This window comes from Streptomyces sp. ISL-10 (assembly GCF_018614575.1).
Taxonomy (GTDB): domain Bacteria; phylum Actinomycetota; class Actinomycetes; order Streptomycetales; family Streptomycetaceae; genus Streptomyces.
Genome location: NZ_JAGGOJ010000005.1, coordinates 258,132 through 280,619, shown reverse-complemented (window position 1 = coordinate 280,619; position 22,488 = coordinate 258,132). Strand labels below are relative to the sequence as shown.

Genomic DNA, 22,488 nt, shown 5'->3' with positions numbered 1-22,488 from the left:
CGGGATTATCGCCGGTGACGGGCGTCGGACCCGTCTTTTGGCTGGTCTCCAGGACCTTCCAGTCGGAGCCGTTCCACTGCAGTTTCACGCTGACCGTGAACCAGCCGCTCGTCACCGGCTTGGTCGACTTCTCGCCGGTCAGACCGAACAGGCCCACGCACCACACATCGATGTCCGCGGTGTCACCGGCATACTTCTGCACTTTCGTCCCGGCGGGCATCGTCCGGTTGACGAACGTCGTGCCCGCAGGTGCGGTGCCGTCGGCGTTCAGCCCGATCTGAGCCAGGAAGTCGGCGGAGTAGTCCGCGTCGAAGCCGGACTGCAGCGTGGCGAGTGTGCTCTCGTGTGCGACGGTCGCAACGATCGCTTGACGGCGCTCGTCGTTGAACATGCCGTCGGAACCAAGAGCAGCCGCGTAGTTCGCCGCCGCGCTCTGCGCCCCCTGCTCGTCCTGCGCGTATCCCGTCGGGATGCCGCCCGCCTCGCCCTTCACCGGGCGTACCCCCGTCGCCGCCGTAGGCGCGCTCTCCGGGGACTTGGCGGTGTCGCCCGACGCGTCGTCGGACCCGCCGCCCTGGTTGGCGAAGGCGATCGCCGCGATCAGCAGCACCACCACGCCCACCACGCCGATCAGCGAGCGCGAGGTGCGCACCGGGCGGCGGGCGCCGCCGTACACGTCCTCGGGGGTGCCCGGGAGGCGGGTGCGGGTCTGCCCGGAGCCGCCGAAGCCGTCGTTCGTGCGGTCGCCGTGCTCGTCGCCGAGGCTCATCAGGCGCAGGCCCCCTCAACCGGTCGTGGACGTGCTGCGTGCCCCGCAGGCGCGGGGTGGTGACGTGTCTTCAGGAACTTCGGGTACATCGGGGAAACGCAACCTCGGGGTGGGCCGGGCGAGCCCGGAAAGGGCGGGCGGGCGGCTAGACGGCCATCCCGTACACGATGGTGAACAGTGTCCCCAGCGAGCCGATGATGAAGACGCCGGTGAGGCCGGCGACGATCAGGCCCTTGCCCTGTTCCGCGCTGAACGTGTCGCGCAGGGCCGTCGCCCCGATGCGCTGCTTGGCCGCACCCCAGATCGCGATGCCGAGGCAGAGGAGGATGGCAATAGCCATCACGACCTCGATCATCACTCGAGCCTCGTTGCCCAGGCTTCCGAACGGTCCCCAGTTCGGGGCGATACCGCCGATGATGGTGGTGATGTCGCCCTTTTCGGCTGCCAGGATCATGTAACTCACCGCCCCTGTTGGGTTGTTCGCCGCCCACGCCCCTCGGCACGGGTCAGGTTCTATCTTCGCTGATGAAACCGTCCACGTAAGCCGACTTCGAGGGTCTCTTTACCCGATCTCCGCACGTTTGACCGAACAGGCTGCCCTGACCTGCGCGAGTGTGGCGCGATCCGGCGTCTGCATACATAACGTCACTCTGTTTATCACGGAGCGTGACGTCGGGCAATGACTGTCGTTGTGCCACCTTTGGGGTGGTCTGCGCTGCCGGCCGGCCGCGGTCGAGGGGTCCGGCTGGGCGGGATGCGGAGGCGTCTCGCTCATGTGATCGAAATCGCGCCAATGTCGACCATGAATCAGCCACCCTTCACTGGTTGCCATTCCAACTGGGGTCATGAAGGCCCGCTCGCATGGGCCATTCACACGCGCACCGTCCGCAAGTCTCCCGCCGGGACTCCCTGCGCCGCAGCGCGATCGTCGGTGCGGCGGGGCGACCGCCGCGAGTGGTGTGTGGCTCTGGCGCCGGCCGGCGTACGGCACCGAAACCCCGTCTCGCGGATCCACGTGAACTTCGGCAGTGGCGCGGCGTCCGAGATGCCGTCACGCCGGCGTACGGCTTCATCACCGGGCCGCGCGGCCGGGAGAAGTTCACGTTCACGGCGTTCGGCGACCAGGGAGCCGAACTCGCGACCACGGCGCAGCAGCCGATCGAGCCGAGCATGAACACCAAGCCGGCGCAGTCGTTCAACCCGGCGTTCCACGTCGTCGTCGGCGACCTGGCCTACGCCAACGGCGACCAGAAGCTGTGGGACGAGTGGTTCGACATGATCTCGCCGATGGCCACGTCCACGCCGTGGATGCCGTGCATCAGCAACCACGCGACCGAGAGCCAGCTCGACGTGCTGGTGTCCGGTGACAGCTGGGGCGAGTGGAGCTACGACCCGTACCGGACGCGCTTCCCCTGACCGGCAACGGCTACCCGGAGCTGGACAACTGCTTCTACTCGTTCCGCTACGGCAGCGTCGTTTTCATCAGCATCGACAACAACGACGTCAACACCGAGATGAAGCACAGCATCGGCTACACCGGCGGCCGTCAGCGGCTGTGGTCGAGAAGGCCCTCGCCGCCGAGCACGCGGACAAGGGCGTCGACTTCATCGTCGCTCTGGTGCACCAGGCGGCGTTCAGCTCCTCCTCGCGGCACGGAGCGGACGACGGTGTACGCGAGACCTGGCTCCCAGCTGTTGCCCGCTACTCGGTGGACCTGGTCCTCCAGGGGCACGACCACAACTACGAGCGCAGCCATGTGCTCGCCGGCAACCAGGTCGTCGCCGGCGTGCCCGACAAGCTGGACTCGGCACCGGGAACATCCTGTGCGGCAACGGCGGCGCGGTGCAGGACTCGTTCGACCCCTGTCCAGCCGGCCTGGGCCGCCTTCCGTCAGGCGCTAAAGATCGGCACGCTGAAGGTCGAGGTGGACCCGCTTACGCCCAACGGGATGAGCCGTCTCACCCTCGGCGACTACTGGGCACTGGACGGCTCGCCCATCGAGGAGGGCATCGTCCTGGAGAAGAACGCGAGGTCCGCGCCGCGCCAGGACGATGCGGCCGGCACCACCCCGCAGAGCGCCGCCCCGGCGAGCACGCCTACCTCTGCGGACGCTCCCGCGGGGACCATGCTGATCGGCGTGGTCCCGGCGGGAGCGAGGGGGCTCGCGATGCATGTCCGCACGCGTGAGGAAGCACTGGACGAGCGCGCCTCGCTGACCTGACGGGGCCGGCCGTCCCGCCGCGTGGCTGTGGGGTGTGATTGCCGCCATGGCAGGATTCGGTCCTTTGTTCGTTGCTCGTGGGAATGGGTGCGTGGCAGCATTCGTGGGTGACTGACAACGGGGACGGGACAGCGAAGCCTCAACGAGCTTCGCGGCTTGCGGAGTTGACCGATGCGTCGGTACCGACCACATCGTTTGAGCCGTCAACGATTCCACCGGTAACACCAACGGTGCCAGTGGCCGCTGAGCCGGTGGATGCGGTGACCGTCGCCCGCCGCGAGTTTGCGCGCTTGCTGGGGGAGTTCCGGCGCACGGCGGTGCTGGTGCCGTTCGATGCGCAGGGGAGTTTGTGGACGGCGGATTTCAACGGGGTGCGGTGGATCTGTGCCTTCTCGGACGAGGAGGCGTTGGCGCGGTTCGCGCGGGCGCAGGGGGATGCGGACCGGGAGTGGGCGTACCGGACGATTCTCGGCGCCCGGTTGCTGGATGTGATGGTGCCGATGCTGCCGGGGCCGGCCGGGGTCGCTTTGGACGCGGGCAGTGACGAAGGCATGGTGTTCCCGCCGGTGGAGGGCATCGTGCCCGATGCGGTGGCGGTGGATCTCGGGGGGATGCGGTGAGTGGGGGCGAGCCGGAGCTGAAGGCTCCGCCGGCGGCGCTGGCGGAGATCGCGAACGGGATCAATCTGGCGCATGCCGAGCTGAAGGAGCTCGGGATGATCGGCGAGGCGTCGGTGGGGCGAGGGTTCTCGGACCTCGCGCTGTCGGGGCTGGAGTTGGGCCATGGCGGGCTGGCGGCGGAGTTCGAGACCTTCTGCAGCCGCTGGGAGTGGGGGGTTCGGACGCTGACGCTGAAGGGCAACGCATTCGCCAAGGGGGTCGGTCTGTCAGCGGGTTCGTTCGCCGAGCAGGAGCAGTACGTCAAGGACGCGTTCAAGATCGGTGTGAACTCGCTGAACGGTAATCCTCATCTGTCGGAGGACGAGGTCAAGCAGATGAGCTGGGACACGATCCGTGACCAGCACGCGTGGGACAACGCGGACTGGAGCCGCGAGTCGATGGCTGAGGCGCACGGCGAGGTCAAGCAGACGTGGAAGAACACGACGTATGACGTGATGGACGCGCAGATGGACTCGATGGAGCGTTCCGGGCTGATCGATCCGAAGATCCGGGATGCGATGGACGAGCAGTTGAAGGAGGACCTGGATCCGGATCAGGCGACGATCGACCAGGCTGAGCAGCCGCGGTGGGGGGAGAGTCGCTGATGGACTGGCGGGGGCTCGGGGACAAGCTTGTCGACGGTGCCGACCGGGCGATCGACAAGGGCAAGGAAGTGGTCGGCGAGGGTGTCGACTATGTGACCGACAAGGCCGGCGAGGGCCTGCGGCACTACGGGCATGACGCGGTCGCCGAGGCCGTCGAGGACTGGGGGGATGAGACCGCCTCCTCCCTGGGCGCGGAGGTCGGCGAGAAGCAGCTCGGGCAGAGTGAAGAGGCGAATGAGCTGATTCACGGCAAGCCGGAGAAGATCGCCGCGACGGTGAAGAACCTGCGGGACTTCCAGACCGCGTTCGACCTCGTCGGCGGCGGGATGAAGAAACTCGACTCCCATCACTGGAAGGGCGAGGCCGCCACCACCTTCCGGGAGAAGTTCCAGACGCTGCCCACGGACTGGCTGCGCGCGGCGGATGCGTTCGAGGACGCGGCCAAGGCTTTGGAGACCTACTCGAAGGCGATCGTCACGGCGCAGGGCAAGGCACGGGAGGCGATCGCCCTCTACAAGGAGGCGAAGAAGGACTACGAGAGGGCGGCTGCGGACTTCAAGAAGAAGGCCGACGCCTACAACGCCGCCCGCAACGGGGACAACCCGCTGCCGCACCCCGGCGAGTTCTCCGACCCCAGCACCGCGAAACGCAAACGCGCCCAGGAGATCCTGGACGACGCCCGTGCCGCGCGGAACCAGGCCGCGGACACCGCCAAGGCCGCGGTCAAGGCCGCGCTCGCCCACGCGCCGAAGGACAAGACTGGACTGGACAAGCTCCAGACCGAGCTCATGGACTACAGCCTGGGCCAGAGCATCGAGCTGGCCCACTTCGGCGGCGGCATCATCAAGGGCACCGCCGGGCTGGTCAACTTCGTCCGCTCGGTCAACCCGATCGACATCTACAACCTGACCCACCCCGCCGAGTACTACAAGGGCGTCAACACCACGCTCGCCGGCCTCGCCTCCACCATCGCCAACCCCGACCGCGCACTGAAGAACGCCTGGGACGCCGCCAAAGGCGACCCTGCCGAATTCCTCGGCCGCCTCGTCCCCGAAATCCTGGGAACCAAGGGCGCGGGTGTCGTCAAGGGCGTGGCCACAGCGGGACTGCGCAGCGGCGCGAAGCACGCGATCACCGAGGCTGCGGAGACGGGGGCGCACAAGGCACTGGACGATCCGCCCAAGCATTCCCGCACGAAGGAGTCGGTGGAGAGCGGTAACACGGACCCGATCGACCTCGCCACCGGCGTGATGTATCTGCCGCAGACGGACATCACCCTGCCGGGCACGCTTCCCCTCTCCTTCCGCCGCCGGGTGGCGTCCGACTACCGGGCCGGCCGTTGGTTCGGCCCGTCGTGGTCGTCCACCGCCGACCAGCGCCTGGAGATCCACCCCGAGGGCGTCATCTTCGTCTGCGAGGACGGACTGCTGCTGTCCTACCCGCACCCCGCCCCGGGCGTCCCGGTCATGCCCAGCCACGGACCGCGCTGGCCCCTCGACCGGGACATCGACGGCGACTACACGGTCACGGACCCGGGCACGGGCCGTGTGTGGCACTTCACCACACGCCACGACGACCTCGCCCTCCTCGCCCAGATCGACGACCGCAACGGCAACTGGATCACCTTCGAATACGACGAGTCCGATGCGCCGACCTCGATCGTCCACCACGGCGGCTACCACCTGAAGCTCACCACCAGCGACGGCCGGATCACCGCCCTGCATCTCGCAGGCGCGGCACCGGACGGGTCGGATCAGGAGATCCTGCGCTATGGCTACACCGACGGCCACCTCACCTCGGTCACCAACTCCTCCGGCCTGCCCCTGCAATTCGCCTACGACGAGCACGGCCGCGTCACGTCGTGGACCGACACCAACGGCAGCGCTTACACCTACGAGTACGACGACCAGGACCGCTGCATCGCCGAAGGCGGCTCGGCCGGCCACATGGCCCTTCGACTCGCCTACAGCGACCCGGACCCGGAGACCGGCCTGCGCGTCACCACCGCGACCACCAGCGCAGGTGCGGTCCGCCGGTACGTCATCAACGACGCCCACCAGGTCGTCGAGGAGATCGACCCGCTGGGCGCGGTCACCCGCTTCGAACGTGACCGCTACAACCGGCTCCTGAGCCAGAACGACCCGCTCGGCCGCACCACCCGCTTCGCGTACGACGAAGCCGGTCACCTCACCACGGTGGTGCGTCCCGACGGCCGCGAATCGACCGCGGAGTACAACGACCTCGGCCTCCCGGTCCGCGTCGTGAACCCGGACCGGACGGCCGCCCGCCAGGAGTACGACGAACGCGGCAACCGCACCAGCGTGACAAGCCCGTCCGGGACCGTCACCCGCTACACGTACAACGATCCCGGACACGTCACCGCCGTCACAGACGGCCTTGGAAACACCACCCGGATCCGCTGCAACGCTGTCGGGCTGCCTGTCGAGGTCACCAACCCCCTCGGCGCGACAACTCGGATCGACCGGGACGCCTTCGGGCGACCGGTCACCCTCACCGACCCGCTCGGCGCGGTCACCCGCCTGGAATGGACGCCCGAGGGCAAGCTCGCCCGCCGCATCGACGCCGACGGCAGCGAGCAGTCATGGACGTACGACGGCGAGGGCAACTGCCGCACCCACACCGACGCCATGGGTCAGGTGTCGCGCTTCGAGTACACCCACTTCGACCTCATGAGCGCCCGCACGGGCCCGGACGGCGTGCGCTACGAATTCAGCCACGACCACGAGCTGCGCCTTACCCAGGTGCTCAACCCGCAGGGTCTGACCTGGGACTACGCGTATGACGCGGCGGGGCGGCTCATATCCGAGACCGACTTCGACAACCGGACGCTGACGTACGAACGGGACCCGGCGGGCCGTCTGACCGCCCGAACCGATGCGCTCGGCCAGACCCTCCGCTACGAGCGGGACGAGCTCGATCGCATCGTCCGCAAGGACGCCGCCGGGGCGGTCACGACCTTCGCGTACGACTTCACCGACCAACTCGCGGAAGCCGTCAACGCAGACGCCACGATCACCTACCTGCGTGACCGCTACGGCCGCCTCGTCTCCGAGACCGTCAACGGCCGCACCATGTCGTACACGTACGACGCACTCGGCCGCCGCATCGGCCGAACGACCCCCACCGGGGCGGTCAGTGCCTGGACCTACGACGCCGCGGGCCGCCGCACCTCCCTCACCACATCCGGGCGCACCCTCACCTTCGAACACGACGCCGCAGGCCAGGAAATCGCCCGCCACATCGGCGACACCGTCTCCTTCACGAATGAGTACGACCCGCTCGGCCGCCTCACCAGCCAACAGATCACCGGCGCCGGCCGCAGCATCCAACGCCGCGACTACACCTATCGCGCCGACGGCAACCTCATCGGCCTCGACGACCAGCTTGCGGGCACGAAGACCTTCGACCTCGACGCGGTCAGCCGGGTAACCGCCGTCCACGCGGCAGGTTGGACAGAGCGCTACGCCTACGACGAAGCAGGCAACCAGACCGAGGCCTCCTGGCCCGCTTCCCACCCCGGCCAGGAAGCGGTCGGCACCCGCGCCTACACCGGCACCACCATCAGCCGCGCAGGCAGCATCCGCTACGAACACGACCCGCTCGGCCGCATAACCCTCCGCCAGAAAACACGCCTCTCACGCAAGCCGGACACCTGGCGCTACGAATGGGACGCCGAAGACCGCATGCGTTCGGTGACCACACCGGACGGCACGGTCTGGCGCTACGAGTACGACGCGCTGGGGCGGCGCACAGCAAAACAACGCCTCGCGGACGATGGCAGCACCGTCCTGGAGCTGGTCGTATTTACCTGGGACGGCACCACGCTCTGCGAGGAAACGTCCCAGAGTGAAGATCTGCTTAACCCGGTCGCGTTGACGTGGAACCACCAGGGCCTCCGGCCACTCACCCAGTACGAAAGGATTCTTGATTCCAAGCCATCACAGCAAGCGCTCGACGAACGCTTTTTCTCCATCGTCACAGATCTCATCGGAACCCCAAGCGAACTGATTGGCGATTCAGGGGAGCTTTCCTGGGGTAAGCGGTCCACACTGTGGGGTAAGACAGCGTGGGAAGCCTCCAGTTCGGCGTACACCCCACTCCGGTTCCCTGGTCAGTATTTTGATCCAGAAACCGGTCTCCATTATAATTTTCATCGCCATTACGATCCCGAGACAGCCCGTTACGCCAGTGAGGATCCGCTCGGAATTTCTCCTGCCTCAAATCCGGCAACCTACATACACAATCCGCTGACATGGTCTGATCATCTCGGCCTCGCCCCCGACTACCAGGAATTTCATACGGTGCAAGACCGCTGGAACGCGCAAAGGCTGCGTGGCGATGGGGAGCCGTGGCCCACGGAAGATATCAGAGGGCAGTACGGTGAGGGCGTCTACTCATGGGGGACGGCAGAGGAGGCCGTCCGTTACGCCGAGCGGCTGCGCACCCGCGGCGCCGACGTGGAAATCCTGCGCTTCAAGGTCTCAGCGAGTGACTTCGACGGAATGCGTAAGGCGGACGTAATCGAGATGAGCCCCGCCGAAGCCGAGGCGTTCGTCGACAAATACAGCCGGCTCTACGGTGACGGCACACCTCACGACTTCGACTACATACGCGGGCCGACCGGAATGGGAGATGAGCACTTCTTCAGAAAAGAAATATTCCATCTTTTGAAATTCAATAGCTGAGGACTCATGAGAAAGTACCAATATCGATTTAGGAGTCGGCGCGGAGGCTTGGCTGCCGATATCACGGCTGACGCATATGTGTCAGCAGCGCCTCCAGATAGGGCCATCCAAATCGACCGACGGGTATGGCTCACAACTCCAATGGCAGGGATGCATTGGAGAGACGTGGCGTGGATTTCCCTCAGCATTTCACTCCATTCGGAGGGGCTTGCGACTAGGTACCCGGACGGGGTGTGCGTCGACGTCGAGTCCCTCGCGTTTCCACTCAGCGACTACCGATCCGAGGTGGCAGCTCTCGCCATGGACGGCTGGCTTCGGGAGGAACTGGGTCTACCCCCGGTCGGTATTGATGTGAATTTCAGTGAATCAACTGGCTCCTACTCCTTCACCTGGGGGCACGGTCAAAATCCATTCGCCGACGAGTGGCCATTTCCGACGCTATAATTCGCGCGTTGAGGTGTTTTACAGCTGTGCGTTGGAGTGATGAGGGCAGAAAAGTCGCGGAAAGGCCCAGCCAGAGCGGGGCTTCACCGTGGTTAATACGGATCTGTTACCAGTGCTCACTCCCAGAAGGGATGACGGCAGGCTCAGTCGATCGGCTGGCGCACTTCCTTGCGGATCTTCAGGGTCTTCCCCTGCGATGTCTTCGAGGTCGACGGAGTCGGGGTCCTGCGCGTCTGAAGCGGGCGTGAGGAAGGCGACGTACGCGGCCGTGTTCTCGTCGCCCCACGCGCAGACCGGAACGGTGGACGTGCCGTCCGTGTCCTTCGACAGCATCACCGTGCACTTGAACTCGACGTCCGATCCCGTTGGAGTGATCGACCGCGCAGGCTTCGGCTCGCTCATGCCGTCGCCCTTGCGCATGCCGTCCAGAAGGCTGTCGCGGGGCTGCTCCGGATTCCGGAACTGCCCGTACATGCCGGTGATGACGGCCCCGCTCTTCCTCGTGCTGCTGGTGCCGTTGTAGGAGCCGAGGACGGCCTTGACGTTCCGGGCGTCCGGGCCGGCACCGTAACCGCTCTTCTCCGCGTCGGCGTTCGCCTCCGAGGAGCCGTCCTTGATCAGTTCGTACTCGCCGTCCAGGAGCGTCTTCGGCACCGTCAGCCGGTATGCGGCCATGGGGAACGGCTCCGAAGAGTCGTTTCCTCTGTAGGCGAGGAAGTAGAGGCCGAGCCCCGCCGCTATCGTCCCGAAGACGACGCTCAAGGTGAGAATGGCGGTGCTCTTGCGTCGCGGTGCTGGGGGCGGAGGCCCCCAGGTGGCTTGCCCGGGATACGGCTGGTACGGCTGCAGAGGCGCGGTGGGGTGGCCGTAATGCGGCTGAGGAGGGGTGTGCGGGTACGGCTGGCCGTATGGCTGTGGCTGGGGCGGCCGTCCGTACGGTCCGGTCGGCTGCTGAGGCGGAGGCATGGTCATGATCGCACGCTACGTCAGACCGCCGACCGGCTCGGAGCAGTTACCGGACAGGTCGACCGAAGTGGTCGAACTCGCCGGCCTGAACGCCCCGTACGAACGCCTCCCACTTCGGGCCCGTCGTCGTCACGACCTCGCCGATGCGGACGAAGCCGTCGGGGGTGTGGGCGACGGTTATGTGGGGGCTCGGCGTGCCCGTCTTGAGGGCGTGCGTGAGGGTGGCGAAGGTGGCGGGGGTGGTGTGGAGTACGGCCCCGGCCGGGTCGCTGCTCTCGGTGAGATGGACGCCGGATGCATCCGCAGCAACGTTTACGCAGGCTTCGCCCTGAGCGCAGTACGAGGACTTCTGCCACGCATACGCGGTCATTCGGGTTCCCTTCACAGGCTTTCGGCGAGGTTGTGGACAAAGGTCCGGGACTCGTCCGGGGGCAGGGCCAGTGTCTCCAGACGAGCGAACAGTTCGCGGTACTGGGAGAGTTCGTTGGCACCATCGACGAAGGCCACGCCATGGGACTGGTCGAGCTGAACGGTGTCGAGCCGGGGCACGGCGCCGTGCACGTAGTTGATCGACTGGCCGGACCCCGGATATGAGCCGGCGGCGAAGGGCAGGACCCGGATCGTCAGGTGCTCCAAGGTGGCGAGCTTCACCAGGTGCTGGAGCTGCACCCTTGCGATCTCGGGCCCTCCGAACTGCATGCGCAGCGCGGCCTCGTGGATGATCGCCTGGTAGGGGATCGGGTTCGTCCGGTAAAGCACCGCCTGCCGTTTCATGCGGTGGGAGATTCGGTGCTCGATATCGGAAGGTGGTAGCTCGGGGATCGCCTGGCGATAGATCTCGCGGGCGTGTTCGGGCGTCTGCAACAGCCCCGGGATGTGGGCAGTATGCGCCGTACGGAGCCGAGTGCCGTGATGTTCGAGCTCTGCGAGATCGAGCAAGCCGACCGGCAAGATGTCACGGTACTCCTCCCACCAACCACGGCTCCGGTCCTCTGCCATGGCGGCGAGCGCGTCGACGAAGCCGTTGTCCGCACACGAGTAGACGTGTGCCAGCGCGCGGATGCGGCTACCGCTCACACCGAAGCGGGCCGTTTCGACATTGCTCAGCTGCCCCTGGGCAACGCCCAGCCTCTGAGCGGCCTGTGTCGAGCTGAGGCCCGCACCTTCGCGAAGTCGGCGTAGTTCGGAGGCAACGCGGAGGCGTCTGGCGGTAGGAGCTGCCCTCCCGGCCAATCGGCACACCCCATTCGGTCATCAGTGCGTGGCGCCACTCTGGCGAAGGAAGATTGGCGCCGATTCTTACGTAGGTGGCGCAAGTGATACTTGCACCACCCTAGCCTCTGTCTCAGGCCACCCGCCTGGAAGCACCCCGCTCGACGGAGCGGCCTGGTCACCAGGCATCCCAGTCCAGCCAGCCAACGCGCCCTCCGTCGAGGGGACTTCCATGCCCACCGTATCCCCGCCCTGGACCTACGCCCTCCAACTCCCGCAGGATCCCCGGGCTCCCGGTATCGCCCGGCACACCCTGCGCGCCGTCCTGAACGCGCACAGCCTGGCACGGCTGGTCGAGAGCGCCGAGTTGCTCGCCTCAGAGCTCGTGACCAACGCCCTGCGGCACACCGACGGCCCGTACGGGCTTCGGCTGCGGGCGGTCGGGCAGGGCCGGATCAGGCTCGGGGTGTGGGACACCAGCCCCGACCTCCCCGCGCCCTTCGAAGGGCTGCCGCAGCGGCCCGCGCCGGATGCGGAGGGCGGGCGCGGGCTGTGCCTTGTCGCGCACTGCGCCGACGCGTGGGGAGCGACCGCGCTGCCGCAGGGCGGGAAGCTGCTCTGGGTCGAGCTGGGCGGGGGGCGGGCGTGATCGGCCGCCGCCTGCTGCCGCGCAGCCCGCGCGAGCTGGCGAGGATGATCTCGCGCGCGACGGGCTTACGCGTCGAGGTCCTCGGCGGCAGCCTCGTGCTGTCCCGTACGGACTGTGCGACGCGGGCCGAGGTGGTGCGGCGGCTCGCTGCCACGCTGCCGGCCGAGTGCGGTGTGCCCGTCGCGATGCCCATGGATCCTGACGACTTCGCCGTACCCGACCTCGTCGTCCGACGCGAGGGCGGTGGGCCGGAGATCGCCCTCGTTGTCGAGGTCGTGGCTCGGCAGGAAAAGGCCAGGGAGATGGTGCAGAAGAACGACTGGTACGCGGTCGCCTGCGTATCGGCCCTGCTGGTCGTCGATCCTCGACATGGCACATGGATGCTCGGCACCCGTCCGCGTGATGGGCGTTACGGGGAGACCCGGGCCGGTCGGTACGGCCAGGACATTCCCCTGCCCGCACCCCTGTCCCGCTCCCTCTCGACGAGTGGACTGCCCCGATACGGGGCGTGAGGTCGGGGCGTTGTCAGTGGCGAGTCGTACCGTGACGTTGGTGGCGAGTGCGTCGCAAAGAGGAGGCGGTCGTGTCCGAGGCCCATGACTACGCCTGGCAGTACGAGCCTCCCCCCGGCCGCACCCGCGCAGCCGAGGAGCCCGAGTCGCAGGGATGGAGGCCGTCCATGATGTCTGTACTGCCGCCGCTGCGTCCCCGCCCGCGCCCCGGGAATCTGCGCGAGGTCGCCGAGAAGATCGAAGCAGCGACGGGTCTGCGCGTGCAGATCGTGGGAGGAAGCCTCGTGATGTCGCTGACACTCCGCGGCACGCACGCGGGAGTGATCCATCAGGTGCGGCGACAGATCGACGAGGCAGTGCCGGGGCACTTGGCCGCGTACGAGGTGTCGTCGATCGCGATGCCGGGCGATTCCGATGACTATGTGACACCGCACTTGGTCGTTCTCCCGACGGGCTGGGGGGACGACGAAGACTGGTTGGCGGATCCACAAGATGTCGCCCTGGCCGTCGAGGTCATCTCCCAGTCCGAGAAGGCCCGGGACATCACCCAGAAGGCCGACTGGTACGCCGTTGCCGGCGTCCGTGCCCTTCTCGTCGTCGACCCCCGTCATGGCACCTGGGCCCTGCACGCGAAGCCGGACGGCAGCAGCTACAAGGACACTCTGCGCGGCTCATACGGCGAGGACGTCCCGCTGCCGGAGCCGCTGGCGCTCGTCCTGGCCACCGGTGACCTACCCGTGTACGAGGCCCGCCCCGCTGACGTTCGCTGCGGTGACAGCCCGTCCCGTCAGCGCGGGCCGATGAACAGGCTCTGGGCGCTGCGGCCGATCGGGCCCTTCTCGTCGTGGAGGCGTGCGTCCGCCAGGCCGATGCCCGCCTCGTCCACGCTGGTGCGTGCCTCGACGCAGACCCACTCGCCCACCGGGTGGCGGTGCAGATGGACCGTCAGGTCGGGGTTGATGAAGACGTGCCGGGAGAAGTCCAGGACGTTGCTCATCCCGTTGCCGGAGTCGGCGGCGACGAGGACGCGGTCCAGCGGGCGGGGTGCGTCTCCCGCGACGAGTGGCATCCGCATGCGCATCCAGCACGTTCCGGGTCCCTGCTCCTGCCAGGCGCCCTCGGCGAAACGGGTCTCGACCGCCGTGTGGTAGCCGATGTCCCACGGGACGCCGAAGAAGGGGGTGGGAGCCGTGTCCTCGGGGGAGGGGAGCAGCGGGCCCTGCGCGACGGATGGGCCGGGCTCGTGAGTGGTCCGTACCCGAAGGGCACGGGCGAGCATCGCGGGCCGGTCCGAGCCTTCCGGTGTCAGCGTTGCCTCGACGACCTCGACGCTCCGGCCGGCGCGCACCACGGAGATGGACACCTCCAGGGGCGCGATGGGCACCGGGCGCAGGATCTCGTACGTGACGCGTGCCAGGCGCATGTCCGTACGCGCGTCCGGGCGTTCCTCGATGGCGCGGCCCAGCAGCGCGGCGGGAGGGCCTGCGTGCTGGGAGGCGGCGTCCCAGGGGCCGCGGGTGTGCTCGGTGGGGGCGTAGCGGTTCTCGGAGAGTCGCTCGTAGAACGCCTGGTGGTCCGTCATGCGGGGCCGCCTTTCCCTGCCACCTCGCGGATGGGTGTACGGCACACGCTACCCGCCGGTAACCGTGTGATCCAGAGGCCGGAGCACGGCAAAGGGCCCGTGATCCCCTGCGGGTCACGGGCCCCTTCCGGCGGCCTGCGGGGTCAGCCGGAGGCGACCATGTAGCCGAGCAGTGCGACCGCGATGCCCAGCAGCGCGATGAAGGTCACCGTGGCGGCGGTGCCGCCGGCGTCGCTGCGGCGACCCTGGCGGCGCGCCTTCATCGCCCCCGACAGGCCCCCGTTCTGCGTGTTGTCCGTGCCCGGCGCTTCGGTCACGATCGCAGAGTTCTTCACGTGTTACTCCTGTGTTGCCGGCCCGCCGTGGTCGTCGGAGGGCGTCTGACCTCAGCCTTCCTGGCTGCATTACACAGAGTAGCGGCTATGGTCCAGACCACTTGCGCGGGGGTCGGACCCCGCGCGACCGGCGCCGGCCGCACTGCCGCTGCCCTCCCGCGACCGTATGCCCGGCCCGTGGAAGCGGACTCTTTTCACGCCAACCCTGCTGCTACACAGCGCAGTTGACTAAGGTGCCTGGCGTGACCGACGACGCGCACCTGAGAGCACGTATCGACGCCACCCGGCCCCATACCGCCCGGATCTGGAACTACTGGACCGGCGGCAAGGACTACTATCCCGTCGACCGCGCGGCGGGCGACCAGATCCGCGCCCTGCACCCCGGCATCGGCGACTACGCGCTCGCCGACCGGCGCTTCCTCGGCCGGGCCGTGCGCCACCTCACGGCCGAGGCCGGCATCCGGCAGTTCCTCGACGTCGGCACCGGACTGCCGAGCGCCGAGAACACGCACCAGGTCGCCCAGCGCATCGCGCCCGACGCGCGCATCGTCTACGTGGACAACGACCCGCTCGTCCTCGTCCACGCGCGCGCCCTGCTCACCGGCACGCCCGAGGGCCGCACCGACTACCTCGACGCAGACCTGAGGGACACGGACGCCATCCTCGGACAGGCCGCCAGGACGCTCGACCTCACCCGGCCGGTGGCGCTGATGCTGCTCGGTGTCGTCATCTTCGTCGAGGACGACGAGGAGTCGTACGCGGTGGTGCGCCGCCTCATGGACGCGCTGCCGGCCGGCAGCCATCTGGTGCTGTCGCACACGATCACCAGCCCCGACATGCCGGACGTGGACGCGGCGGTCGCCTTCTGGAACGAGAACGGCACACCGCGCCTGACCCAGCGCACGCCGGAGCAGGTGACCCGTTACTTCGACGGCCTGGAGCTGCTGGAGCCGGGCGTCCTGTCGTGCAACCGCTGGCGGCCGGACGAGGAGGACCTGGCCGCCCCGGCCGAGGTGGCGATGTACGGCGGCGTCGGGCGCAAGGGGTAACGGCGCCCAGGCGCGGCGGGGTGTGGGGGCGGGGCGCGGCGGGCGCGCCGGGACGACTCGAGGCACGGCGGCGCGCCCTGGTGCCAAGTGGCCGGGCACCTACACTGGCTTCCGGGCGGACTACCGTGCGGTGGAAGGTGGTTGACGGTGCGTAAGGCGTGGCTGATCGGTGGCGCTTCGATCGGGCTGTGTCTGAGCTTCGTCGCGCTGCTCGTCGTCGGGACGTTCTCGGCCGCCGCCGGGCTGATCGGCGGGGGCGTCAAGGGCGGTGCCGTGGGCCTGGCCAAGGGGGCCGTGCCCGGGCTGTACCAGCCGCTGGTGCAGCAGTGGGGGAATCTCTGCCCCGCCATCAACCCGGCCCTCCTCGCCGCGCAGCTCTATCAGGAGAGCGGCTGGAATCCCAAGGCGCAGAGTCCCGCGGCCGCGCAGGGCATCGCGCAGTTCATCCCCGGCACCTGGGCGACCCATGGCATAGACGGGGACAAGGACGGCGACCGTGATGTCTGGGACCCGGCCGACGCGATTCCGTCCGCCGCTTCGTACGACTGCGAACTGGCTGGATATGTACGCAAGGCGCCGGGTGACCCGACCGACAACATGCTGGCCGCCTACAACGCCGGCGCGTATGCCGTCATCAAGTACGGCGGAGTCCCGCCGTACCGCGAGACACAGAACTATGTGAAGGTCATCCGTAGCCTGGAGAAGAGCTTCGCCAAGCCCGTCGGCCGGGTGGAACCGTCGCGACAGGCGGCCGGGGCCATCTACTTCGCCCAGAAGAAGCTCGGCACCAAGTACCTGTGGGGCGGCAACGGAACTGCCGAGCAGGGCGGGCGGTTCGACTGCTCGGGCCTCACCCAGGCCGCGTACCGCACCGTCGGCATCGAGCTGCCGCGGGTGGCCAACGACCAGTACAACGCAGGTCCGCACCCCGCGCGCGACGAACTGCTGCCGGGCGACCTGGTCTTCTTCTCGGACGACCTGACCAATTCGCGCGCGATCAGACACGTCGGCATCTACGTCGGCGGCGGGTACATGATCAACGCGCCTTACACCGGAGCGGTGATCCGGTTCGACAAGATCGACACACCGGACTACTTCGGCGCGACCCGCGTCACCAAGGACGGTGCTGCGGCTCTGCCGACCGACCTGCCGCCGGCGTGAGCCGGCGTGGGAGGACCGGATCGGATGGCTGGAACTCGACTCCTCGGCCACCGCTCTGAGCTGCGACGACGTGTCACTCTTCGATAACGTCATGGTGATCGTTCGGTGGAGGCTGGAACGACACCGGGGATCACGTCGTTCCCTGGACTGGGACGGCCGCACTGACCATGCAGCACACACCGGACTGACCACGGGGGTTGGCAAAGCGGCGCACAGGCTGGTGCGCCGGTGGCACAAGGCAAGGGGCCGCGGCAGATGTCTGGACTCGCAATCGGGTTTCCCCTGACGGAGTCGAGGGGCGGGACGAACCCCGACGTCGGCCTGCTCTACGACATCAACGGCCTGGCCAAGGACGCACCCGGCTGGCTGGATCGGACCATGGAGTTCGTCGGCGAGTACGGCATCATGCTCGGCCTGGTGCTCGTCGCCCTCTGGTGCTGGTGGAGCGTGCGCAGGCGGGGCACCGCCGAGGACTCGGTGGCCGCGGTCGCCGCGCTGATCTGGACGCCGCTGGCGGCCGGCATCGCTCTGCTGATCAACATCCCCATCCGCGGATTCGTCGAACGGCCCCGGCCGTTCGTCGACCACGAGGACCTGGAGGTCCTCGTGGTGGGCAAGACCGACTTCTCCTTCGTCAGCGACCACTCCACGTTGGCGATGGCCATCGGCGCCGGACTCTTCATCGCCCACCGCAGGTTCGGGCTCGCCGCGCTCGTCCTCGCCGTGGCGGAAGGCTTCTGCCGCGTCTACATGGGCGTGCACTATCCGACCGATGTCATCGGCGGCTTCGCGCTCGGCACGGCCGTGACCCTGCTGCTCGCTCCCCTCGCCCTGGCGCTGCTCACCCCGCTGGTGTCGGCGATCGCGGGCTCGCGCCGGCTGTCCTGGCTGGTGCGCTCCCGGCGGACCGGCGGCGCGGCCCTGGTCACGGAGCCGCTCGACATGGAGGGGTCGGATCCGGGCGAGAACGGCCTCGCGGCGTAACAACCGGGCCGCGTACGGCATCCCTTGTGGGAACGTGCGGGACGGGCGACGCGGTGTCAGAAGGGGCGAGGGCCCGGACGAATATCGTCCGGGCCCTCGTCTTGTCATCCCTCACACCATCGCCTGGGCACATCGCACCTTCACGTGGTCCGCCGGACAGAACTCAGAGGGCCTGCGGGTACGCGAAGACGCGGTCGGGGTCGTACTGCCTCTTCAGGCGCGTGAGCCGGTCCGCGGCCGGACCGTAGTAGGCCTGGCGCCAGTTCTTCAGATTCGGGTCGGCGTAGTTCTGGTACGCCGCCCCGGACGCGTACCGCCGCATCGACGCGTGGGCGTCCTTCAGCCAGGACTGCTGGGCCGTGCCGGCGGTGCCCGGCTGCCATGCGGCGATGTACTGGGCCAGCATCCGCGAGCGGCGGTGTACGAAGGACGTCGCCAGCGGGTCCACCCGGTTCACCGCGCCGCCGAGCGCGGTCAGCGCGATCGAGCCGCCGCCGCCCCGGTTCGCGGGGATACGGGTGAACGCCTCGGCCGCCGCGATCAGCGCCTGCCGGCCGGCCGGTGCCAGGTCGCGGTCGAAGAAGTCGGAGGCCGCCGCGTACGTCTCGCGCGGCAGCGCACCTCGCGGGTCGCGGCCCGGGGTGGTGCCCGGCAGGCGGCACTGGGCGGCCGGGAGGGAGAGGCAGCCCGCGTAGGCGAGCATCGCGTCCAGATAGCCGCGTGGGCGCAGTGCCGCCGAGGACGCGGGCGAGCCCGCGGCGTCGGCGAGCCGGTCGAGCGCGTTGCGCAGGTCGCTCTCGCGGCCGAGCGTGAAGGCGGCGACGGAGAGCGTGGGCCGCACGCCGCCCGGGCCCGCGGCGAGGTGCAGCGACGACCAGATCTCGTCCGGCTGGTCCGGAGCCCACCGCTGCCACGCGGCGATGACGGCAGCGGCCCGGGGCCAGGGCCAGGTCAGAAAGGCGCTGACGGTCGGCGGCGCCGGGTGCGTACGGAAGCGGAACCGGGTCACCACGCCGAAGTTGCCGTTCCCGCCGCCGCGCAGGGCCCAGAAGAGGTCCTTGTTCTCGGTGGCGCTCGCGGTCAGCGTCCTGCCGTCGGCGGTGACGAGCGTCGCCTCGGTCAGGCTGTCGCAGGTGAGGCCGTAGGCACGGGAGGTCACACCGTGGCCGCCGCCGAGGGTGAGGCCGGAGATGCCGACCGTGGGGCACGAGCCCGCGGGGACGGTGCGGCCGCGACGGGCAAGAGTCCTGTAGACGTCGACGAGTTTGGCGCCGGCGCCGATCACTCCGTCGGCGCCGACGCGGTTGAGTGACGACACGTCGATGACCAGCCTGCCGTTGCCGGACGACCAACCCCCGTAGGAGTGACCGCCGTTGCGGATGGACACCGGGGTGCCGTGCGCCTTCGCGTACGCCAGGCACTCCTTGATGTCGTCCTCGTCCGCGACGTAGGCGACCGCGGCGGGCTTCTGCCCGTCGAAGCGGGTGTTGTACAGCTGCCGGGCGCTTCGGTAGTCGGCGTCGCCGGGCCGGATCAGCTTCCCGTCGAGGCCGCGCGCGAGCGCGGTCCAGTCGGCGGGGCGGGGCGGCCGGGCCGATGTTCTCGTGGTCGTCGGGGTCCGGGTGGCCGGCGTCGTGGTGGCACCGCGGCTCCCCCCGCTGCACGCAGCGGTGGTCGCAGCAGTGGTGAGAGCAACAGCAGTGGTGAGCAGCGTACGCCGGTCCATGGGGCCTCCTGGGAGTGGAGACGGTACGGGGCGAAGGCGGGTTCCCGCGAGCCCCGGTCGGCGCGAAACGGCTGATCGGCCCGTACGGGCGGCCGGTTCGGTGTCAGGCGGTCGAGGCGTGTGCGCGGGCGTCCGTACGCGCCCGGTCCCTGGACCGTCTCGCGGGGCCGGACCAGCCGCAGCTGCAGCGGGCGACAGCGAAGGAACCACGTTCGACGGTCGTGGTGAGGTGCGCCGGATTGCCGGCGGGCAGGTCCTGCTGGGGCACTTGTCAACCGTACTGCCCCGGCAGCGTGTCGCAGGGCGTGGGGGCCGGCGTGACGAGGTGACCGGGCCGTCGTTATCCGAAGGGAGTGTCCCCAGGCTCCCCCGGACCGAGGGGAGGGGTGGGGTTCGTCCAAGCAGTGGTCCGGCTTTGGGGGTTGGCAGGCGATGGTGGTGCAGCAGCACAGGCGCAGGGGCGGCGCGGTCGCCGTCGCGGCGACCGTGGTGGGGGTGATGGCCGCCACCGGGTGCTCCGGCGCGGGCGCCGCCGAGGACGGCAAGGGACAGGGCGCCACCGACGAGGTCCGCCGTGCGGCCGACGCGCTGGCCGGGGCGAAGAGCGCCAGGGCGCGTACGTCGATGGAGATGGCAACGGGCGGCACCCGGGTCACCATCCGCGGCGAGGGCGGTTACGACTTCGTCCGGCGGATGGGCCGGCTGACCGTCGTCCTGCCGCAGAACCCCGCCGGGGAGGACGGGCACGAGCCGATCACCGAACTGCTGACGCCGGGCGCGCTCTACCTGAAGAACCGGGGTGCGGGGGTGCCCGCGGACAAGTGGGTGCGGGTCGACACCACCACGCTGGCGGACGGGAACCTCGTCACCGGCGGCGCGACCGACCCGCTGGCCGCCGCCGAACTGCTGCGCGCCGCCGAGCAGGTGACGTACGTGGGCGAGACGGAGCTCTCCGGCCAGAAGCTGCGGCACTTCCGGGGCACGACGGACATCGGCAGGGCGGCGAAGACCGCCGAGCCGCACGTGCGGGCGTCGCTGGCGGCGGCGGCCAAAGGGTTCACCAGGGACGTCGTCCCGTTCGACGCGTATCTCGACGAGTCCGGTCTGCTGCGCAAGGTGCGGCATCGTTTCAGCTTCGTGAACGACGGCCGCACGGTGGCGGTGACCTCGACGACCGTGCTGTTCGACTTCGGAACCCCGGTGCGGGTACGGCTCCCGGACCGGAAGGACATCTACTCCGGCAAGATCAAGGCCTGAGCGGTGCGGACGGGGCAGCGTGAAGGGGCCCGGGAAGGCCAGGGCCCAAATGGTCCGGACGTGCCATGCGCGGTGTGTGTCCGCTCCCTACGCTAGGGAACCGACATCGGCCGAAGAGGTGATTGCACGTGGCTCCGCTCAGTACGACGACGGTCCAGGAGGACCACGTGGCCGTCGCCCTCGCCGAGATCGAGCTGTGCGGTGAGCTGATGATCGCGGCGTCCGCGGCGGACGAGGACCGGCTCAGCCCCGACCGTATCGACGAGGTGCTCATGGTGGCGGCGGAGAGGTCGGCGGGGGCCGTCGGAGCGTGATGATCGCCACCCGTCGTCGACGGCCCGGACGGGGTCGTACGGCACGGGGGTCCCTTCACCGGCGCTGCACCGGCGCGCGGGCGTGCGAGCGTATAGATCAAGCCACTCGCGCCGTCCCGCGCGGCGCGGCGGTCCGCGGTGCGGGACGGCGCGAAACGGGCGGAAACGGCCCGTTCAGGTGCGCAGTAGGCGAGCGATCGCCTTCGTCGCCTCCTCCACCTTCGCGTCGACCCCGGCGCCGCCTTTGACGGCCGCGTCGGCGACGCAGTGCCGTAGGTGCTCCTCCAGGAGTTGCAGCGCGAAGGACTGCAGCGCCTTCGTCGAAGCCGAGACCTGGGTGAGTATGTCGATGCAGTAGACGTCCTCGTCGACCATCCGCTGCAGCCCACGGATCTGCCCCTCGATGCGGCGCAGCCGCTTGAGGTGCTCGTCCTTCTGCTTGTGGTAGCCGTGCACGCCGTGGTCGTGGTCGGTCTCGTGGTCCGTGACCGGGGGGCCGGCCGCCTCGGTGGTCGTCATCGCGTCCTCCCGCTGTCCAGAAAGGGAATGTATACCCCGCGTGGGTATATCGTAACGAATCATGGGGAAACCTGTGGGGGTCTGTGCTGATCACGCCGGTTCATGGGCGACACTGGGACCTTGCCGGTTAGCCGTGGCCGGATGATGCGCCTAGCATCACCCTGACCGCATCCAAAGCACCCCGAGGACCCCACGTGCGTTTTCGTCTGACCCCCAGGGAGACGAGCTTCTACGACATGTTCGCCGCGTCCGCGGACAACATCGTGACCGGCTCGAAGCTCCTGATGGAACTGCTCGGCGCGGACTCCAGCGCCCGGGCCGAGATCGCGGAACGGATGAGGGCAGCCGAGCACGCCGGGGACGACGCGACACACGCGATCTTCCACCAGCTGAACTCCTCGTTCATCACGCCGTTCGACCGCGAGGACATCTACTCGCTCGCATCGTCGCTCGACGACATCATGGACTTCATGGAGGAGGCCGTCGACCTCGTCGTCCTCTACAACGTGGAAGAGCTCCCCAAGGGTGTCGAGCAGCAGATCGAGGTCCTGGCCCGGGCGGCCGTGCTGACCGCCGAGGCCATGCCGCACCTGCGCACCATGGACAACCTCACCGAGTACTGGATCGAGGTCAACCGGCTGGAGAACCAGGCGGACCAGATCCACCGCAAGCTGCTCGCCCACCTCTTCAACGGCAAGTACGACGCCATCGAGGTCCTCAAGCTCAAGCAGATCGTGGATGTGCTCGAAGAGGCCGCCGATGCGTTCGAGCACGTCGCGAACACGGTGGAGACCATCGCGGTCAAGGAGTCCTGAACT

At 68.6% G+C, this 22,488-nt stretch carries 23 protein-coding genes and 1 pseudogene; 14 read left to right on the top strand and 10 right to left on the bottom strand.

Features of this window, described 5'->3' with window-relative positions; genetic code table 11:
• Positions 1–5: 5 nt before the first annotated feature.
• Together J7E88_RS37330 and J7E88_RS06195 are read right to left on the bottom strand one after the other, a co-directional pair.
• Positions 6–161 carry a hypothetical protein gene (locus J7E88_RS37330; RefSeq protein WP_374196236.1) on the bottom strand — a complete coding sequence of 52 codons (156 nt, stop codon included), beginning with the start codon at positions 159–161 and terminating at the stop codon, positions 6–8.
• Positions 162–914: 753 nt separating this feature from the next.
• On the bottom strand, positions 915–1,223 hold the full coding sequence (locus tag J7E88_RS06195) for a hypothetical protein (RefSeq protein ID WP_005315450.1): 309 nt from the start codon (positions 1,221–1,223) through the stop codon (positions 915–917).
• Positions 1,224–1,630: 407 nt separating this feature from the next.
• Between J7E88_RS06195 and J7E88_RS06190 the strand changes: the two genes are divergently transcribed.
• The 5 genes from J7E88_RS06190 (at position 1,631) to J7E88_RS06170 (ending at position 8,960) form a co-directional block, all read left to right on the top strand.
• Positions 1,631–2,185 carry a hypothetical protein gene (locus J7E88_RS06190; RefSeq protein WP_215178153.1) on the top strand — a complete coding sequence of 185 codons (555 nt, stop codon included), beginning with the start codon at positions 1,631–1,633 and terminating at the stop codon, positions 2,183–2,185.
• A 139-nt stretch (positions 2,186–2,324) separates the two neighbouring features.
• Positions 2,325–2,990 carry a hypothetical protein gene (locus J7E88_RS06185; protein WP_215178152.1) on the top strand — a complete coding sequence of 222 codons (666 nt, stop codon included), beginning with the start codon at positions 2,325–2,327 and terminating at the stop codon, positions 2,988–2,990.
• A gap of 107 nt (positions 2,991–3,097) precedes the next feature.
• Positions 3,098–3,610, top strand: a complete 513-nt coding sequence (locus tag J7E88_RS06180) for an SseB family protein (RefSeq protein ID WP_308307328.1) — start codon at positions 3,098–3,100, stop codon at positions 3,608–3,610.
• A complete protein-coding gene (locus tag J7E88_RS06175) occupies positions 3,607–4,254 on the top strand; it encodes a hypothetical protein (protein ID WP_215178151.1) in 648 nt (215 codons plus the stop codon). Before J7E88_RS06180 ends, J7E88_RS06175 begins: the two co-directional genes overlap by 4 nt.
• The gene (locus tag J7E88_RS06170) at positions 4,254–8,960 is read left to right on the top strand and encodes a putative T7SS-secreted protein (RefSeq protein ID WP_215178150.1); all 4,707 of its coding nucleotides are present in this window, start codon (positions 4,254–4,256) and stop codon (positions 8,958–8,960) included. The genes J7E88_RS06175 and J7E88_RS06170 overlap by 1 nt, the downstream gene beginning before the upstream one ends.
• Positions 8,961–9,422: 462 nt before the next feature.
• Here the strand turns inward: J7E88_RS06170 and J7E88_RS06165 are convergent, their stop codons facing one another.
• The 3 genes from J7E88_RS06165 to J7E88_RS06155 form a co-directional block, all read right to left on the bottom strand.
• The gene (locus J7E88_RS06165; protein ID WP_215178149.1) at positions 9,423–10,166 is read right to left on the bottom strand and encodes a hypothetical protein; all 744 of its coding nucleotides are present in this window, start codon (positions 10,164–10,166) and stop codon (positions 9,423–9,425) included.
• Between the two features lie 250 nt (positions 10,167–10,416).
• Positions 10,417–10,740, bottom strand: coding sequence for a DUF397 domain-containing protein (locus tag J7E88_RS06160; protein ID WP_215178147.1), 324 nt, complete (start codon positions 10,738–10,740; stop codon positions 10,417–10,419).
• 11 nt (positions 10,741–10,751) lie between these two features.
• Complete coding sequence (locus J7E88_RS06155) at positions 10,752–11,612, bottom strand: helix-turn-helix domain-containing protein (RefSeq protein WP_374196235.1); 861 nt, start codon at positions 11,610–11,612, stop codon at positions 10,752–10,754.
• Positions 11,613–11,814: 202 nt separating this feature from the next.
• Here J7E88_RS06155 and J7E88_RS06150 point away from each other — a divergent pair, with 202 nt between their 5' ends.
• The 3 genes and pseudogenes from J7E88_RS06150 to J7E88_RS35590 all read left to right on the top strand — a co-directional run.
• On the top strand, positions 11,815–12,231 hold the full coding sequence (locus tag J7E88_RS06150; RefSeq protein ID WP_215178145.1) for an ATP-binding protein: 417 nt from the start codon (positions 11,815–11,817) through the stop codon (positions 12,229–12,231).
• Positions 12,228–12,743, top strand: coding sequence for a Uma2 family endonuclease (locus J7E88_RS06145; protein WP_308307327.1), 516 nt, complete (start codon positions 12,228–12,230; stop codon positions 12,741–12,743). Before J7E88_RS06150 ends, J7E88_RS06145 begins: the two co-directional genes overlap by 4 nt.
• Positions 12,744–12,910: 167 nt before the next feature.
• Positions 12,911–13,438, top strand: a pseudogene (locus J7E88_RS35590) (Uma2 family endonuclease); the annotation flags it as partial.
• Between the two features lie 92 nt (positions 13,439–13,530).
• Here the strand turns inward: J7E88_RS35590 and J7E88_RS06135 are convergent.
• Complete coding sequence (locus tag J7E88_RS06135) at positions 13,531–14,325, bottom strand: thioesterase family protein (RefSeq protein WP_215178144.1); 795 nt, start codon at positions 14,323–14,325, stop codon at positions 13,531–13,533.
• A 143-nt stretch (positions 14,326–14,468) separates the two neighbouring features.
• On the bottom strand, positions 14,469–14,660 hold the full coding sequence (locus tag J7E88_RS06130; RefSeq protein WP_215178143.1) for a hypothetical protein: 192 nt from the start codon (positions 14,658–14,660) through the stop codon (positions 14,469–14,471).
• Positions 14,661–14,902: 242 nt separating this feature from the next.
• Between J7E88_RS06130 and J7E88_RS06125 the strand changes: the two genes are divergently transcribed.
• From J7E88_RS06125 to J7E88_RS06115, 3 genes are all read left to right on the top strand, one after another.
• Positions 14,903–15,709 (top strand): SAM-dependent methyltransferase, encoded by an 807-nt coding sequence (locus J7E88_RS06125; protein ID WP_215178142.1) that lies wholly within the window; start codon positions 14,903–14,905, stop codon positions 15,707–15,709.
• Positions 15,710–15,856: 147 nt separating this feature from the next.
• Positions 15,857–16,870, top strand: coding sequence for a bifunctional lytic transglycosylase/C40 family peptidase (locus J7E88_RS06120; protein ID WP_215178140.1), 1,014 nt, complete (start codon positions 15,857–15,859; stop codon positions 16,868–16,870).
• Positions 16,871–17,125: 255 nt separating this feature from the next.
• The gene (locus tag J7E88_RS06115) at positions 17,126–17,854 is read left to right on the top strand and encodes a phosphatase PAP2 family protein (RefSeq protein ID WP_215178138.1); all 729 of its coding nucleotides are present in this window, start codon (positions 17,126–17,128) and stop codon (positions 17,852–17,854) included.
• Positions 17,855–18,017: 163 nt separating this feature from the next.
• On the opposite strand, the gene J7E88_RS06110 is transcribed toward J7E88_RS06115, so the two are convergent.
• Together J7E88_RS06110 and J7E88_RS06105 are read right to left on the bottom strand one after the other, a co-directional pair.
• Positions 18,018–19,580: an FAD-binding oxidoreductase gene (locus tag J7E88_RS06110; RefSeq protein WP_215178136.1), complete on the bottom strand. Its 1,563-nt coding sequence runs from the start codon at positions 19,578–19,580 to the stop codon at positions 18,018–18,020.
• A 103-nt stretch (positions 19,581–19,683) separates the two neighbouring features.
• Positions 19,684–19,848 carry a hypothetical protein gene (locus tag J7E88_RS06105; RefSeq protein ID WP_215178134.1) on the bottom strand — a complete coding sequence of 55 codons (165 nt, stop codon included), beginning with the start codon at positions 19,846–19,848 and terminating at the stop codon, positions 19,684–19,686.
• Between the two features lie 164 nt (positions 19,849–20,012).
• On the opposite strand from J7E88_RS06105, the gene J7E88_RS06100 reads away from it, so the two are divergent.
• Together J7E88_RS06100 and J7E88_RS06095 are read left to right on the top strand one after the other, a co-directional pair.
• Positions 20,013–20,837, top strand: a complete 825-nt coding sequence (locus J7E88_RS06100) for a hypothetical protein (RefSeq protein WP_215178133.1) — start codon at positions 20,013–20,015, stop codon at positions 20,835–20,837.
• Between the two features lie 122 nt (positions 20,838–20,959).
• Positions 20,960–21,151 carry a hypothetical protein gene (locus tag J7E88_RS06095; RefSeq protein WP_251022194.1) on the top strand — a complete coding sequence of 64 codons (192 nt, stop codon included), beginning with the start codon at positions 20,960–20,962 and terminating at the stop codon, positions 21,149–21,151.
• 174 nt (positions 21,152–21,325) lie between these two features.
• On the opposite strand, the gene J7E88_RS06090 is transcribed toward J7E88_RS06095, so the two are convergent.
• Entirely contained in the window at positions 21,326–21,670 is a 345-nt protein-coding gene (locus tag J7E88_RS06090) for a metal-sensitive transcriptional regulator (RefSeq protein ID WP_251022193.1), read from the bottom strand.
• Positions 21,671–21,864: 194 nt separating this feature from the next.
• On the opposite strand from J7E88_RS06090, the gene J7E88_RS06085 reads away from it, so the two are divergent.
• Positions 21,865–22,485 (top strand): DUF47 domain-containing protein, encoded by a 621-nt coding sequence (locus J7E88_RS06085; RefSeq protein WP_215178131.1) that lies wholly within the window; start codon positions 21,865–21,867, stop codon positions 22,483–22,485.
• Positions 22,486–22,488 lie beyond the last annotated feature (3 nt).